The sequence below is a fragment of the Aequorivita flava genome (assembly GCF_038742595.1).
Lineage (GTDB): Bacteria > Bacteroidota > Bacteroidia > Flavobacteriales > Flavobacteriaceae > Aequorivita > Aequorivita marisscotiae.
On sequence record NZ_JBANCF010000011.1, the window covers coordinates 1 to 16,445 of the forward strand.

Sequence of the window (16,445 nt, forward strand, 5' to 3'; positions counted from 1 at the left end):
TCGTGAACTGCGCCGGGTCCTGCGCCCCCAATATGTTCGCGTCGTTGTCAGTTAAATTGAAAACGCCCGCCGTGGTGCCATCGTCGCACTGGTAGAGATCTACAGGTGGGTTGGCCGTGGGTTGGGGTGTTAATATTAAATTGAATTGCGTTGTGGCAAAACATCCAGAACTAGTATTATTTGTAACTCGCGCAAAAATAAAAACCGAACCAGTAACAGTATAAGGCTGTGGTAAAGCATTAATACCCGCAATAGCATCGGCAGGATTATCGTGATAGGTAACGGTAAATTCTGTTGGATCCTGAGTTCCTAAAATTACGGCATCAAAAACATTATTCAGGTTTAAATCTTCGGCGCCATCAAGGCCGATATCGCAAACCCTATGTGGGCTAGCAGGTTGCGTTGCTGTAGCCGATGAATAGAATATTTCAAAAAAATCAATTGCGAAACAAGTTCCACTTTGGTCTTCAATTCTCACCCATATAATTTCAGAAGTACCAACTAATAAATAAGCATTGGCAGGAACAATTTCATTAGCATCATTAATTGCATCTAATTGGCTGTGGTGATATGTTATATTAAATAAAGGATTCTGCCCACCGCGAACTACATTATCATTTTGCGTTAAATCGAATATAGGCGGCGTTGTACCATCATCGCATATGGCAAGATCTTGTGGTTGGTTTGCAATTACTGGCTGCTCGTAAAAGTTTATATCTACACTGTCGGCTACCGTACAACCATTATCTGTAGCTTCAACTGTATATGTTCCAGAGTTTGGAGCATTTACAGTGTAAGTTGGATTGGTTGCACCGGGAATAAGCACTCCATTTAGAAACCATTCGTAGGTTACAGTCGGAATTCCGGTATCTGCATCTAATACAACAGAACCTCCGTTACAAGTTTCTACATCGGGACCTAAATCTACTGTGAAGTTGGCTTGGAGCGAAACTTCAACTTCATCTTCTAAAACAACTACATCGCCATTACAACTATTAGTATAGGTAACTCGTGCTGTATAGATTTCAGTTCCTGAAGGACACACATTTATGGTTGGGTTTGTACTTATTACATTTCCTGCTGGATCAAGCCATTCAAAAACATATGTAGGAGTACCACTGGGTGAGAATTGCCATGCTTCATCGGTCGTAGTCCAAGGAGAGTCTGAAGTGTTTCTTCCCGGAGGAACATATCCAATTGTTCCAGCATTGTTTTGAATCCCCATGGCTGCATTACCATCATTCCATGAAGGACAAGACGGTTTGTTTAAAACATACATTTCTATTACATTGGAGAATTCATAGAAAACTGCCATTTGTGTTGCAAGTAAATTGTTACAACTAAAAGAATACATTGGCACTTCGTAGTAAGACACTACAAGTACCCTATTTGGATAAGCACCAATCACTTCGTATCCAATTTCTTCAGAATTAGATTCGGTTGGATCCATATCATGAACAGGCAATAATATGTTAGCTTCCCCCAGCGCCTCTTCAAAATTATTAGGAATATTTGCATCAAAAGACCATGCATTGGACCCCCCGCCAGTGTCTCCGGGATCTACATCAAAACGAACCACGCCGTTAGACCCAATCTGAAATTGGGTTTCGGTATTTCCAAAAAAACAAAAATCGAAAGGCAAGTTATCTACAGGAGACCAAGCATCATCAATATCTGGATTTAGCGGGTTGGCAAGTCCATTAAAAGGAAATGGCGGCACAAATGGTATGGACGACACTGTGTAAGTGCTTCCCGAAGTATCAAAGGTCTCTAAAAACGTAGCAGTTAAATCTGTACAACCCGTAGTACAATCTACTACCACATCGGCACCAGCATTAACAAATAAAGAGCCCGGACCTTGAGCAAAACCCGACAACGGAAGCATGAATACTAAAAATATAAAATATAAAATGCTTGGGGAATAATTCTTTTTCATAGTTTTTGGGAAATAATTGCGGCGAAAATTAAGAAAATTTTATGAAACATCCCGATTCTATTTGCCAAAATAAGAACATTCCTTTTTTAGTACCACCAACCTATTGCGTATCTTTGCAGCCTTATTACATATTTTATTAAATGGATTTAGAAAAACAACTTAAGGAAATAGAAGCTATGGGCATTGATCACATAGCCGGCTCAACAGAAACTCCCATGCGTCCTGACGCTTTTGAGCTTAGCGATATAGAAAAAATTGCAAGCATAAAAAAGGACGTTCAGAACATTATGCACACCTTGGGTCTCGATCTTAATGACGATAGTTTAAAAGGCACTCCCACACGTGTGGCAAAAATGTTTGTACAGGAAATTTTCGGCGGACTTCATCCAGACAGAAAACCTAAGGCCTCTACTTTTGAAAATAAATATAAATATCAGGAAATGCTCGTGGAAAAGAATATTACGCTCTATTCTACTTGCGAACACCATTTGCTTCCCATTGTCGGAAAGGCACACATTGCGTACATTTCTAACGGCACCGTAGTTGGACTTTCAAAAATGAACCGCATTGTAGATTATTACGCAAAACGCCCACAAGTTCAGGAGCGTTTAACAATGCAAATTGTAAAAGAATTACAAAACGTTTTAAACACCGAAGATGTAGCTTGCGTAATTGATGCCAAACACCTTTGTGTAAATTCCCGGGGTATTCGCGATATTGACAGCAGCACTGTTACCAGCGAATTTGGTGGGGCTTTTAAAAATTCTGAAACACGTAGGGAGTTTTTAGATTATATAAAGCTAGACACTGAATTTTGATAAGGAACTTCAATTCTGATATTTCTGTGCTAAGAACAATTTTCAAAATGAGTAATTATTCCATCTAAATTAAAAAATTTGAAATCGTCAGATTTATACATTTACAATTCTCTTTCAAAAAGTAAAGAAAAATTCACCCCCATTCACGAAGGTGCAGTAGGCATGTATGTTTGCGGCCCAACCGTTTACAGCAATGTACATTTGGGAAACTGCCGAACTTTTCTTTCTTTCGATTTAATTTTTCGCTATTTAAAACATTTAGGCTACAAAGTGCGCTATGTTCGGAATATTACTGACGCTGGCCATTTGGAAAACGACGGCGAGAGCGGAGATGATCCAATTTTGAAAAAAGCACGATTGGAGCAATTGGAACCCATGGAAGTGGTTCAAAAATACACGGTAGATTTTCATACCATTATGGCAAAATTCAACGCCTTGCCGCCAAGCATTGAACCAACAGCTACTGGGCATATCTACGAACAAATTGCTATAGTTGAAAAAATTATTGACGAAGGCTTTGCTTACGAAAAAAATGGCTCGGTATATTTTGATGTTTTAAAGTTTAACGAAACAAACAATTACGGAAAATTAAGCGGTAGGCAAATTGAAGATATGATCGCCAATACGCGCGAACTTGCAGCTCAAAGCGATAAAAAAAACCCACAGGATTTTGCACTTTGGAAAAAAGCCGAACCGCAGCACATTATGCGCTGGCCTTCGCCGTGGAGCGACGGTTTTCCGGGCTGGCATTTGGAGTGCACCGCAATGAGCACTAAATATTTAGGCAACCAGTTTGATATTCACGGCGGGGGAATGGATTTAAAATTTCCGCACCACGAATGCGAAATTGCACAAGCCGAAGCCTGTAATAATTTAACGCCAGTAAATTACTGGATGCACGCCAATATGCTTACACTCAACGGCAAAAAAATGTCGAAATCTACCGGAAACTATATTCTTCCAGATGAAATGTTTTCGGGTAAAAACGATATTTTAAGCAAGCCCTTTTCGCCTACGGTTACCAAATTTTTTATGTATCAGGCGCACTATCGAAGTATTTTAGATTTTAGCAGCGATGCGTTGGAAGCTTCAGAAAAAGGGTTTAACAGATTGATGGACGCGTACCGAATGCTGGCGGATTTAAACATTTCCGAAAAAAGCAGCATAAATGTCGAAAACTGGCGAAAAGCGTGTTACGACGCTATGAACGACGATTTTAATAGCCCCATTTTAATTGCGCATCTTTTTGAAACCGTAAAATTTGCAAATACAATAAAAGAGGGAAAAGAAACCATTTCCGCAGAAGATTTGGAATTGCTAAAACAAACGATGGAAGATTTTCTTTTCGATGTTCTAGGATTGGAAGATAGCATTTCAGAAAATTCACAGGATGGCGAAAAACTTTCGGCTGCGGTGGAACTTCTTATTCAATTAAGAAATAAAGCGCGCGCAGACAAAGATTTTGCCATGAGCGACAAAATTAGAGACGAGCTTGCCTCCAAAGGAATTCAGTTAAAGGACGGAAAAGAAGGAACAACTTTTTCACTTAATTAATATCTAAGTTTGAAAAAAATACTTACATATCCTTTTGTTTTATTGATAAAGGGATATCAAAATTTTATTTCGCCTTTTACGCCCAATACTTGCCGCTACTCCCCCACTTGTTCGCATTACGCCGTAGAAGCTTTGCAAAAACACGGCTTGTTAAAAGGAGGTTGGCTTGCCGTAAAACGAATTGCAAGCTGTAATCCGTGGGGCGGCTCTGGTTATGACCCAGTTCCTCCAAAAAAGAATTAATACTATATTACTTTATACTTTTTCGCTTTTAGTATCTTTACGCTGCTTAATAAAACTCCCACTATGCACTACTTAAGTTTTACCTGGAATCCTTCTGAAGGGATTGATCTTGGCTTTTTTATGATCCGTTACTACAGTTTAATGTTTGTTGTGGCATTTACGCTGGGTTGGATACTCACTAAAAAGATTTACGAACGCGAAAAACTGTCGCAGGAAAAACTGGACAGTCTTTTTATTTATATGGTTGTGGCCGTACTAGTGGGTGCGCGTTTGGGTCATGTGATTTTTTACCAACCCGAGCTTTTTGCAGAGGACCCACTTTCGGTATTTCTACCTATAAGCACGGTTCCCGAGTTTGAATTCACGGGATTTCAGGGCTTGGCTAGTCACGGTGCCGCAATCGCTATTTTAATTGCTATGTATTATTACACAAAAAATGTTATCAAAAAACCGTTTTTGTGGATTATGGACCGCATAGTAATTGCCGTTGCCGCGGGCGGTATTTTTGTACGAATCGGCAATTTTATGAATTCTGAAATCATCGGGAAACCATCTGGCGATTTTCCATTGGGGGTTCGGTTTCTGCACGATGGAATTGACAAACAAGACGCAGTGAACGTAACAGGAATTCAAAATCCGAAAGCTGCCTATGACGCAATTATACACAACCCACAGTTCGTAGATTTCCTCAACAGCGTTCCCTTTCGTCATCCGGCACAGCTTTATGAAGCCGCAGGTTATGTAATTGTATTTTTGGTGTGCTGGTATTTGTATTGGAAAACCGAGCGCAGAAAGCAAATAGGCTACATTTTTGGCGTGTTTTTAATACTACTTTTCACAGTTCGTTTTTTAGTAGAGTTTGTAAAAGTAAGTCAAGGCGGATTTGAATCTGCTTTAGGATTACTTTCTACTGGGCAGTGGCTAAGCGTACCTTTTATAATTGCCGGAATCTATATTATGTGGAAAGCTTCAAAAAAACCTATTGTTGTATAAAAAAATTGCCGCGATTACTCGAATTAATATTTAAAAAATATTCGTGTTGCCGTGGCTTTAATATTTCTTATAATGAAAAAAATACTTATTTCCGCAGCTTTAGTTGCTTCAATGTTCACGTTTTATAATTGCAAAGACACTACTACTTCTGAAGGTGAAAGTCTTACCAAAGAAATTACATTCACCAAAGAAGGTGAGCTTCAACTTCTAAAGGCAGAAAACGACTCAATAATTGCAACGCTCGACATTGAAATTGCCGACGACGAATACCAAACCGAAACAGGTTTAATGTACCGCCAATCAATGGCCGAAAACCAAGGCATGTTGTTTGTATTCAAAAATATGCAGCCGCGTTCTTTTTATATGAAGAATACTTACATCCCGTTGGATATTATCTATTTGAATCAAGAGAAGGAAATTGTAAGCATCCAGAAAAACGCCAAACCTTTAGATCAAACTTCGCTTCCTTCCGAAGGTGCTTCACAATATGTGCTAGAAGTAAAGGCGGGCCTTTCGGATAAGTGGAAGCTTGAAAAGGGCGATAAGATTGAATTCACCACTACCAAATAAGTAAATGGGGTTAAGGATTTATTTCAAAATTACAAAAGCCTTCTGCATAAAAACTGAAGTCTTTTTGCTTCCTATAAACTAGCTTCTATAACTTGTAATATTGGCTAAAAACAAAAAGACCTTTCCGAATGTGGAAAGGTCTTTTTTATTACTTCTGAAGAACTTCAGCATTTATGCCTCTAAGGCAGCTTCCTCTTCTTCTTTTTTACCAATTAAATCTTCTATTTTTTTACGCTTCACAGTATCGTACATAACCGGAGTTGCAATAAACAATGAAGAATAAGTACCTACTACAATACCTACAATAATTGCAAACAGCAAGCCACGGATAGATTCTGCACCAAAGAAGAACATACTCAACAACACGATAAGTGTGGTGAAAGAAGTGTTTAACGTTCTACTTAGGGTACTACTTAAAGCTAAGTCTATAATTCTATTCATTTTCCAGCTCGGGTGTTCGCCAAAGTATTCACGAATACGGTCAAATACAATTACCGTATCGTTCAGCGAGTACCCAATAACCGTAAGTATTGCCGCAATAAACGCTTGGTCTATTTCCATACTAAACGGCATAAATTTATAGGTTAGCGAGAATACTCCCAGCACAATAAGTACATCGTGGAATACCGCCACAACAGCACCTAAACTAAATTGCCATCTTCTAAATCGAAGCAAGATGTACAGGAACACTACTGCGAGTGATCCGAATACTGCCCAGAACGAATCTTTTTTAATATCGTCTGCTATGGTAGGGCTCACTTTATAGTATTCCATTCTACCAATGGTTTTTCCTTCGCCATCGCCCACAAAGTCCTCATAGGTCATACCTGCTGGAAAATTTTTCTTAACAGTTTCAAAAAGCATATGCTCTATTTCTTCATCAACATCAGTTCCAGTTTCTTCCACTTTGTACTTAGTGGTAATCTTTAGCTGGTTTTCGCCGCCGTAGGTTTTAGCTTCAGCACTTCCGAAGGTTTCAATTAAATCGTCCTGAATTTCAACTGAATTAACATCTTTTGCAAATCGCACGGTATATGTTCGTCCTCCCACAAAATCTACACCTTGGTTAAGACCATTTACAAATAATGACCCTAAACTTATAGTAATCATAATTGCAGAGAACACATAAGCTGCTTTGCGCTTTTTCAGGAACTGAACGTGTACATTGGTAAATAAGTTTTTAGTAATAGATGTAGAACATGGTAATGATTTTCCGTTACGCGTATATTTATCTATAAACAATCTTGTAATAAAAATTGCCGTAAATAACGAAGTTGCAATACCTATTAACAATGTAGTTGCAAAACCTTGAATTGGGCCAGTTCCAAAAACTAATAGTATTAAACCGGTAAGACCCGTTGTAATGTTGGCATCAAGTATAGAAGACAACGCATTATTAAAACCATCTTTAACAGCATCTTTTTGTGCCTTGCCCTTAGCGAGTTCTTCTTTAATCCGTTCAAAAATTAGTACGTTAGCATCTACTGACATACCTACCGTTAACACAATACCTGCAATACCGGGCAATGTAAGCACGGCTCCCAGACCGGCCAATATACCGAAGATAAAAAGAATGTTAACCAGCAAAGCAATATCTGCATAGGCTCCAGCTCTTCCATAGTAACCAATCATCCAGAAAAGAACAATTAACAATGCCACTCCAAATGACATAATACCACTACTAATAGCCTCTTGCCCTAATGTTGGACCAACAACCTCTCCTTGAATTATCTCTGCAGATGCCGGAAGTTTACCTGCACGTAGTACGTTTGCCAAATCCTGCCCCTGATTCACGGTAAAGTCTCCAGAAATCTGACTACGGCCACCTGAAATTGGACCAGAAGTTACCCCTGGTGCAGAATATACAATGTTATCTAAAACAATAGCAATCTGACTTTGGTTTTCGTAAGCAGCTCCGGTTAATTGTTCCCAAACTTTGGCACCTTGTCCATTCATTTGCATAGATACTACTACACGGCTTAAGTTGTCGTATTCCTGTCTTGCATCTACTACTACGCTTCCGCCAAGTGGTGGTACATTGCCACGGTTTCCTTTAAGAGCGTATAGCGCAGTTATTTCTTCACCATTTAATTCTGGCGCTGTTTCTGGTAATCCCCAAACAAATTTTGCATAACGCATATCATTTGGCAACAACGATTTAATTTGTGGGTTGCGCAAGTAATCATTAATAGCTGCAGTATCCTTTAATTTAAAAGTTGCAATTACTGGTCCGCCCTGATTTCCTAATGAAACCATTTTTGACAGAATTGGATTGGTCTTACTATCATCTACCAATGAATCGCTTACATCCTGACCACCTAATAGTTTACTTACGTCATCATCTTCCGTTTCTGAAGAATCTGTCACCACTTCAGCAGTTTCAGTTGTAGTTTCCGTTTCGGTTGCCTCGGTTGTTTCGGTTGTTGAATTCGCCAAAGCTATTTCGCCTGCCTTTGTATCTGCAGCTTGCAGGAAACCGGCCACTTCTTCAAACTTATACACATCCCAGAATTCTAATTGGGCAGTACTCTGAAGTAATTTTTTAACCCTATCTACATCTTTAGCACCTGGAAGCTCTACAAGAATTCTTGCAGATTTGCCCAAACGCTGAATGTTTGGCTGGGTTACACCAAATTTATCGATACGCTTTCTTAATACTTCAAAAGCAGAAGTAATAGACTCGTCAATTTTTTTCTCAATAACTGGTTTAACTTGGGCATTGGTCATCCCAACGTTTATAACGTCTTCCAAATTCTTATTAAAGAAAATATCTGGCGAGGCAAGTTCGTTCTCGCCCGGAAGGGCTTCAAACGCCTTAAAGAAAGATTCTAAATATGTTTCTTGGCTAGTTTTCTGAAGCTCTTTTGCATTTTCTAACGCTTGGTTAAAAGCAGGGTCTTTTGTATTGTTTGCAAGCCCTTTTAAAATATCTTTTACAGACACTTCCAGGATTACGTTTATACCTCCTTTAAGGTCAAGCCCTTTGTTAAGCTCTTTTTCTTTAGCCGTTTTGTAGTCAATTCCTAAAAATACAGGATTGTTTGCTACAGAGTCAAGATAGCGATTTTCTGCTGCGTCGCGTTTGTGAGGTTCATTTTCAGAAAATTTGCTTTGCGCAAATTCCTTTGCACTGCTTTCTACTTTGTTCGCTACGAACGTAAATGAAAGCTGGTAAATACTTACCAATCCAAAGAGGATGGCAAATACGGTTACTAATCCTTTGTTTTGCATGTTTAATTATTTTGGTCAGATTTTTTAATCCCAATTTCGAAATTTCGCAATGGGGGCGCAAATATATCATTTGCCGCTCTATCTAACAATTATCGAGGTTATTAAAATATGTTTTTAGTAGTTTTAGATATTTGAATATTCCAAAACCATTTTTAAAGCGAAGTATTTCACCTTAAAAATTTATTGCGAAGTATTTATTAAGATATAGGTCCCGCTCTTACTTCGGGAATTTTACAGGAAGTGTGATCTATTAAAAGCGAAACAGTGCGATAGTTTTTATACGCAACTATTTCAAAAAATTGATTTGAAGCAATATTGGTTTCAGAAACACCAACTGTACTAAACGGTTTTAAGTATTGATCTTTTGCAGATTTTACAACTACTAATACACCTTTTAAACCAAGATTGGCACCAGAGTCTTTCTGAATTGTTACTACGTTCAGTTTATAAATATGCGAATCGTTACTTACAGGATTTTTTGACGAAGTATCGGTTGTATTTAACCCGGTATCTGCAAGTTGAAATTGGTGTTGCTTACTAAATAGTTCTTTAACTGTGGCAACATCGGTTTCGCTATAATATGTTACTTTTAGTTTTCCGTCGTGAATTTCAGATACAGAAATATGGGCTATTCCTATAGATTTTAATTGGGAGGTAACACTTGCAATTGCTTGCTCTGCTTCAGAAGCACTTACGCTATCTGTATTAAACTCAACTACAATTTCCTGATTGGGCAAAGTAGTTTGCTCCAAGCTTATCCCAAAGAAAGCCAGGGCCAGAATAAAAACAGGAATGTACCATTTACAATTCACGCGCCAAATATAAAAAAAATAAAGACTGTATCGCTACAGTCTTTAAACAATATGTAAAAATCTGTTAGTTTAAAATTCCAGCTCAAAATATAGGCTACTCTCTGGGTTGGCTGCCGTTACGTCTTCGCCCTTTAAAACCTCGCCATTGGCATTTAGTAATTTTAAATTTATTTTCCAGTAGCCCGTCATGGTTAACGACAGCTTTCCGTTGTACAATTTTGATGACGGCATGTAAACTAAATCTTCGTTGTTCGGAGAACCGTGATTGCCCATGCCCGGCATTCGTGGATCTACAGTAATGGTATAATTTTCCACGACAGGAAAACTCATCATATTTTCCATTTTATACAATACGGCCTGCATATCGTTTACTGCAACTTTAGGCTCCTTCGGATTTACATACGCCAAAATATAACGTACATCATCGCTTCCTGTAAAAACGCTTGTTTTTTTTAAACCGTCTGCAGGTTGCGCTACCGTTACGCGCAACACTTCTTGCTTTGCCTCACCTTTCAAAGTGTAGTTTAGCGTTAGGTCCCAATATTCTGTTTCGTTGCTCGGCATTTGAAAAACAATATGACCTTTATAAACGCTACTTTCTTCGGTATTGTTTAACGAAGTATGCGGCGCACTGTGCTCCATTGTTTCCATATGCATCATAGGCATCCAACTTGGAGCAGCATCTGATACATAGGTGTTGCCTGCCAAATCTTTTATCCTGATATAAATTTCATTATACCCTACTTCAAGATTTTGTTTTTCTGAATAGAATTGCACTGTATGGTCTGCAGCTTCAACTTTATAAAGCATGGTTAAACCCTCAACCGGATTTACCTCTACCGGTGTATTATCGTCGTCGTCCGAACAACTTACGAATGAAACTGAAAGAAAAAGAATAGTAAATATATATGTTAGTGTTTTCATTTTTATAATTTTTAATTAATTTATTGAATAAGAAATAGTTAAATAAAAGTTTCTCCCCATCCGTGGAATATTATTCCAATCGGTGTACGAAGAATACTTGGTATCGAGCAGGTTTTCAATTCCGACTTTTACAAAAAGGTCGTTTTCATTTACGAAGAAACGTTTCCCAAAACTCGCCGAAAGCGTTGCATATGCAGCGGTTTTTGTTTCACCATACGCAGCATTATAATTGGTCTGCTCCCCAGCGCCATCTACAGACAGCGATGCCGAAAACTGGTTTTTATAAAAATCTATTGCACTTCTGTACGAAACCGGGCTAATCAATGGCAAGTTTTCGCCATCGTTGTCAATGCCCCGGTGATACGATATTTGGCCTGTCCACTTAAAAGCGTTCGAAATATTATATCGGCCAGAAAGCGATGTGTTAAAAAGCTGCGCATACGCGAGATTGGTATAAATTTTAACCCCTTCGGCGCCAATGGTCATAGTGCTTAGCGAACTATCTACCACCCCAATTATATAATTGTAAATATGAAAATAATTTGCAGTTGCCGCGATTTCAAAAATTGGTTTTTTAAAGGTTACCGAAAGATTTACATCGGTAGAACTTTCGGTATTTAAACCGGGATCGCCAATATAATCGTGATTATCAAAACTGTTGAACAAATAAAAACCATACCCTTCGGAAACAGATGGTGCGCGCTCGCCGTATGAAACACCTGTATTAAAGTGAAAATCCTTCCACATATCGTGGTACTGAACCGAAAAACTTTTTAAAAATCGGGTGTTCGTTTTTTGCATTTCAGGATAGAAAATTTTTAAGCTGTTAAGCCCAAAATCATCCGCAATCGTATTGGAATGGTATGCCAATCGCGTGGATAGCTTTAACGATGCCTTCTTAAATTGAATATGATCTTCTGCATAAAAACCTACATCTTTAGTGCGCACATCTGGCCAAGTTAACATAAACATTAGCGGCTCGTTGCTGTTGTTTGGATACATGGTCATTTCTGCGTAACTCTTGTTATAAAATCCATCCACTTTAAAAAAGAAATGATTTTGCGCGCTGTTAAAATTAGCCTGCGAATAAAAACCTGCAGTTTCACTCCATCCGGGCATATCCATATGTATTGGCACATCGGGCCGTTTGGTATCGTCCATGGTATGCTTTATTGTGTTGTAATACAATTTAGATTCCCAATTGCTCAAATTGCCAAACAGTGTATCCTGATTAAAACTCACCGACCCAATCACCGCACGTGCCAAGGAAACATCCATCGTTAACGCAGGATATCCCACATCTTTTGCCTCATCGTATATTAAGGTAGCGGCAACAGATTTGTCTTCGGCCAATTTATAACCCGCATTAACGGAAAAGTTATATTTTTCAAATTGCGAAAATTGCACTTCTTCGTCGCCTCCAGCCGAATAATTATCGGCCTTTCTATAAATTGCATCGGTGTTTAGGTAAAACTGTTTATCAGAATAATTTAGTTCACCACCAAAAACCCGCATTGCGTTATTGCTTTCGAAATCACTTTCCAAAGAGCCCGTCCAACCAGTAGATTTAAAATTACTTTTGTCTAGCTTTAAATTTATACCCCCACCAATGGTATTGCCAAAAGCTGCGCCTTGTTGCCCGGAACCTATTTGGGCCTCGGAGAGGTTAGACACATCTACATACGAAGTAATAGGGTCCATCTTATCGGTACACGCACCAAAAATTTGCATCCCGTCTATGGTTACCGCCAATCTTTCGGAAGCCATATCGTTCATAGTTGGCTCCCAAGCATAGGCACCCCGTTTTACCATTTTTATACTGCGCGACGACTCTAAAAATTGGTCTAAGGTAGATAGCGGCTTGCGCTGTTTTTGATGATCTAATTGTTTGGCTGTTGAAATAACAATTACCTCGTTAAGGTTTATTAATTTCAGGCTATCTGCGGGATATTCCTGAGCGTTAACATGCGAAGTTAAAATACCGCATAGCACTACACCCAAAACACACCCCATACGCATCCCCTTTACAGGAAATACACTTATAAATGCTTTCATTTTGTAATAGTTTTGATAATTAAAAAAGTCTGATGTTTCTGAAATATTCAATCGAAATTTCAGAACAAACACCTGCTAATAAATTATCCCAACCGCGGAGGATGAAGAATTTTGGAAGTAAAAAGTGAAGTATTCAATTTTGGTCTGTAACCAATTATTTTGGTATCATATAACTCATTTCCGGAAGCAAATATATATTCCGAAATATCTTCTGAAATTATATACTGTTGAATTTCAATTTTGGAAGTTTTGTTGTTAAACGGATTTTCATCTTCGGCTCCGGCTTCTTTTGCCAATTCTTTAGATAAATGACACTTACCGTTACACTGCATTTCGGGCTTGTCCTTATTCTCACACAACACATTGACTATATAATCATAATTTGCAATATAATCTACCACCGGCCACAAAGGTTTTATGAGGATAATAAGAGAGGCCAGTATGAGTATTGTGTTTTTCACAGTACAAAGATAACCCGTAAAAAAACTTTTATAAATGACAATTATCACATTTTACCTCGCCCACTTAAATAAGTTTAAGTACGCTATACGATAACAAATAATGTAAAACTGAAGATTTAAAAATTTGTCAACTTTTTAGTGTTAATAAATTTTTATAGCCTTGTTTTTCAATATATTAACAATCAATTCTTGACAACTTTAATTTTTCATTAAAAAATGAGATTACTAATTGGTTATATTTACCTACTTTAAAATTGAATTTCAAACCATCCAAAAAACCCATTTCAGATTATGCAAATAAAAAATGCCGTCTCCGCCCCGATTACCTACACACAGGATGAAGCTTTTGAAGCCTCAGTTAAATATTTTAAAGGCGATGATCTTGCCGCCCGCGTTTGGGTAAATAAATATGCCTTAAAAGATTCCGATGGGAATATATACGAAAAAACACCCAACGACATGCACAAACGCATTGCAAAGGAAATTGCACGGGTGGAGCAACGTTATGCAAATCCATTAACCGAACAAGAGGTTTTTGATGCTATAAAAGATTTTAAATACATTGTGCCACAAGGTAGTCCTATGGCGGGAATTGGCAATCCATACCAAATCGCCTCTCTATCAAACTGTTTTGTAATTGGCAACAATGGCGATTCCGACTCCTACGGCGGAATTATGAAAATAGACCAAGAACAAGTACAATTAATGAAACGCCGCGGAGGTGTTGGTCACGACCTTTCGCACATTCGGCCAAAAGGTTCCCCAGTGAAAAATTCGGCGTTGACTTCCACTGGAATTGTGCCGTTTATGGAACGCTATTCAAACTCAACGCGCGAGGTAGCGCAAGATGGTAGGCGTGGAGCTTTAATGCTTTCGGTGTCTATTAACCACCCAGATTCCGAAGATTTTATCGATGCAAAAATGGAACAGGGAAAAGTTACGGGCGCCAATGTTTCTGTACGAATGGACGACGATTTTATGCAAGCGGTAAAAGATGAAAAAAACTATATACAGAAATACCCAATCTTTAGTGAAAATCCGAAAAACACCAAAGAGATTGAAGCGATAAAACTTTGGAAAAAAATAGTACACAATGCCTGGAAATCTGCCGAACCCGGCATTCTGTTTTGGGATACCATAATTAAAGAATCTGTTCCGGATTGCTATGCCGATTTAGGCTACAAAACCGTTTCTACAAATCCCTGTGGCGAAATTCCGCTTTGCCCTTACGATTCGTGTCGTTTATTGGCGATAAACCTGTTTTCTTATGTTGAAGAACCTTTCACCAAAAACGCTTCTTTCAATTTTGAACTTTTCAAAAAACACATCGGTATTGCTCAAAAAATAATGGACGATATAATAGATTTAGAACTTGAAAAAGTAGATGCCATCATCGCTAAAATTGATGCCGACCCACAGAGCGACGAGGTTAAATCTGTTGAAAAAAACCTTTGGTTAAATATAAAACACAAGGCCGAAGAAGGCCGAAGAACCGGTATTGGAATTACCGCAGAAGGCGATATGCTTGCTGCGCTAGGCATTAAGTACGGCAGCAAGGAAGGTACAGAATTTTCAGTACAAATTCATAAAACACTTGCTTTAGAAGCATATCGAGCATCGGTATATGCTGCTAAGGAAAGAGGTCCCTTTAAAATTTTCGACAGCGAAAGAGAGCGAAACAATCCATTTATTTTACGCCTTAAAGAAGCCGATGAAAAGCTGTATTATGACATGTTAGAATACGGCCGACGAAATATTGCACTTTTAACCATTGCGCCCACCGGAACCACCAGTTTAATGACGCAAACTACTTCGGGAATTGAACCAGTGTTTCTTCCAGTATATAAACGAAGAAGAAAAGTAAACCCCAACGATAAAAATGTACGCGTTGATTTTGTTGATGAAGTAGGCGATAGTTGGGAAGAATACGTAGTGTTCCACCACCGTTTTAAGGAGTGGATGGAGGTGAATGGCATTGCTACGGACAAAAATTACAGCCAAGAAGAACTGAATAAAATTGTTAAGAAATCGCCGTATTTTAAAGCCACATCTAACGATGTAGATTGGTTGAGCAAGGTACGTATGCAAGGCGCAGTACAAAAATGGGTAGACCATTCTATTTCGGTAACTATTAATTTACCAAATGATGCTACCGAAGAGTTGGTTGGCAAGCTTTACTTAGAAGCTTGGCAAGCGGGTTGCAAAGGGGTTACTGTTTACCGAGATGGCTCACGTTCGGGCGTTTTAATCTCTAACGAAGAAAAGAAAGAAGAAGAAAACGAAACCTTAACCGCCTTCCCTACAAAACGTCCAGAAATTCTGGAAGCCGACGTAGTACGCTTTCAAAACAGCAAAGACAAATGGATTGCTTTTATTGGATTAATTGACGAAAAACCTTATGAAATTTTCACAGGTTTCGCAGATGACGAGGATGGAATTTTAATTCCACGTTGGGTAAATGAAGGACTAATTATTAAAAACAGAAATGAGGACGGAACCTCGCGTTACGATTTTCAGTATAAAAACAAAAGAGGCTACAAAACCACTATTGAAGGGCTTTCGCACAAATTCAACCCAGAGTTTTGGAATTATGCGAAGCTGATTTCCAGCACGCTCCGCCACGGCATGCCAATTGAAAAAGTGGTAGACTTGATAAACAGCCTGCAACTTGACAGCGAAAGCATCAACACTTGGAAAAACGGAGTTGCGCGAGCATTAAAACGCTACGTTGCCGATGGCACCGAAGCAAAAAAACAAAAGTGTGAAAACTGTAATAGCACTTCGCTTATTTACCAAGAAGGCTGCCTGACTTGCAAGGATTGTGGATCTTCTAAGTGTGGGTAGATAG

At 38.7% G+C, this 16,445-nt stretch carries 12 protein-coding genes; 6 read left to right on the forward strand and 6 right to left on the reverse strand.

The features are described from left to right. Window positions 1-1,936 (reverse strand): immunoglobulin domain-containing protein (locus VZD24_RS12115; RefSeq protein ID WP_444876292.1); only part of this gene is annotated, 1,936 nt, incomplete at its 3' end. 140 nt (window positions 1,937-2,076) lie between these two features. Here VZD24_RS12115 and folE point away from each other — a divergent pair. The 5 genes from folE to VZD24_RS12140 all read left to right on the forward strand — a co-directional run bounded on the left by folE (window position 2,077) and on the right by VZD24_RS12140 (window position 6,114). Further along, window positions 2,077-2,754: a GTP cyclohydrolase I FolE gene (gene folE, locus VZD24_RS12120; protein WP_279450057.1), complete on the forward strand. Its 678-nt coding sequence runs from the start codon at window positions 2,077-2,079 to the stop codon at window positions 2,752-2,754. A gap of 78 nt (window positions 2,755-2,832) precedes the next feature. Beyond that, window positions 2,833-4,308 (forward strand): cysteine--tRNA ligase, encoded by a 1,476-nt coding sequence (gene cysS / locus VZD24_RS12125; RefSeq protein WP_279450056.1) that lies wholly within the window; start codon window positions 2,833-2,835, stop codon window positions 4,306-4,308. Between the two features lie 9 nt (window positions 4,309-4,317). Beyond that, entirely contained in the window at window positions 4,318-4,551 is a 234-nt protein-coding gene (gene yidD, locus VZD24_RS12130; RefSeq protein WP_279450055.1) for a membrane protein insertion efficiency factor YidD, read from the forward strand. Between the two features lie 63 nt (window positions 4,552-4,614). Beyond that, window positions 4,615-5,544 (forward strand): prolipoprotein diacylglyceryl transferase, encoded by a 930-nt coding sequence (gene lgt / locus VZD24_RS12135; RefSeq protein WP_342687764.1) that lies wholly within the window; start codon window positions 4,615-4,617, stop codon window positions 5,542-5,544. A 72-nt stretch (window positions 5,545-5,616) separates the two neighbouring features. After that, window positions 5,617-6,114, forward strand: a complete 498-nt coding sequence (locus VZD24_RS12140; RefSeq protein WP_342687765.1) for a DUF192 domain-containing protein — start codon at window positions 5,617-5,619, stop codon at window positions 6,112-6,114. Window positions 6,115-6,285: 171 nt separating this feature from the next. On the opposite strand, the gene secDF is transcribed toward VZD24_RS12140, so the two are convergent. The 5 genes from secDF to VZD24_RS12165 form a co-directional block, all read right to left on the reverse strand. Next, the gene (secDF, locus tag VZD24_RS12145; RefSeq protein WP_342687766.1) at window positions 6,286-9,345 is read right to left on the reverse strand and encodes a protein translocase subunit SecDF; all 3,060 of its coding nucleotides are present in this window, start codon (window positions 9,343-9,345) and stop codon (window positions 6,286-6,288) included. A 197-nt stretch (window positions 9,346-9,542) separates the two neighbouring features. Then, window positions 9,543-10,157, reverse strand: coding sequence for a hypothetical protein (locus VZD24_RS12150; protein WP_342687768.1), 615 nt, complete (start codon window positions 10,155-10,157; stop codon window positions 9,543-9,545). Between the two features lie 69 nt (window positions 10,158-10,226). After that, window positions 10,227-11,081 carry a hypothetical protein gene (locus tag VZD24_RS12155; RefSeq protein ID WP_342687769.1) on the reverse strand — a complete coding sequence of 285 codons (855 nt, stop codon included), beginning with the start codon at window positions 11,079-11,081 and terminating at the stop codon, window positions 10,227-10,229. Window positions 11,082-11,096: 15 nt separating this feature from the next. Beyond that, entirely contained in the window at window positions 11,097-13,136 is a 2,040-nt protein-coding gene (locus VZD24_RS12160; RefSeq protein WP_342687770.1) for a TonB-dependent receptor, read from the reverse strand. Between the two features lie 83 nt (window positions 13,137-13,219). Then, window positions 13,220-13,597 carry a hypothetical protein gene (locus VZD24_RS12165; RefSeq protein WP_279450048.1) on the reverse strand — a complete coding sequence of 126 codons (378 nt, stop codon included), beginning with the start codon at window positions 13,595-13,597 and terminating at the stop codon, window positions 13,220-13,222. Window positions 13,598-13,888: 291 nt separating this feature from the next. Between VZD24_RS12165 and VZD24_RS12170 the strand changes: the two genes are divergently transcribed. Beyond that, entirely contained in the window at window positions 13,889-16,441 is a 2,553-nt protein-coding gene (locus VZD24_RS12170) for an adenosylcobalamin-dependent ribonucleoside-diphosphate reductase (protein ID WP_279450047.1), read from the forward strand. Window positions 16,442-16,445 lie beyond the last annotated feature (4 nt).

What these genes read in the sequence shown, in the direction of transcription:
- folE (WP_279450057.1), top strand. Translation starts at nt 2,077, where the DNA reads ATGGATTTAGAAAAACAACTTAAGGAAATAGAAGCTATGGGCATTGAT.
- lgt (WP_342687764.1), top strand. Translation starts at nt 4,615, where the DNA reads ATGCACTACTTAAGTTTTACCTGGAATCCTTCTGAAGGGATTGATCTT.
- VZD24_RS12140 (WP_342687765.1), top strand. Translation starts at nt 5,617, where the DNA reads ATGAAAAAAATACTTATTTCCGCAGCTTTAGTTGCTTCAATGTTCACG.
- secDF (WP_342687766.1), bottom strand. Translation starts at nt 9,345, where the DNA reads ATGCAAAACAAAGGATTAGTAACCGTATTTGCCATCCTCTTTGGATTG.
- VZD24_RS12155 (WP_342687769.1), bottom strand. Translation starts at nt 11,081, where the DNA reads ATGAAAACACTAACATATATATTTACTATTCTTTTTCTTTCAGTTTCA.
- VZD24_RS12160 (WP_342687770.1), bottom strand. Translation starts at nt 13,136, where the DNA reads ATGAAAGCATTTATAAGTGTATTTCCTGTAAAGGGGATGCGTATGGGG.
- VZD24_RS12170 (WP_279450047.1), top strand. Translation starts at nt 13,889, where the DNA reads ATGCAAATAAAAAATGCCGTCTCCGCCCCGATTACCTACACACAGGAT.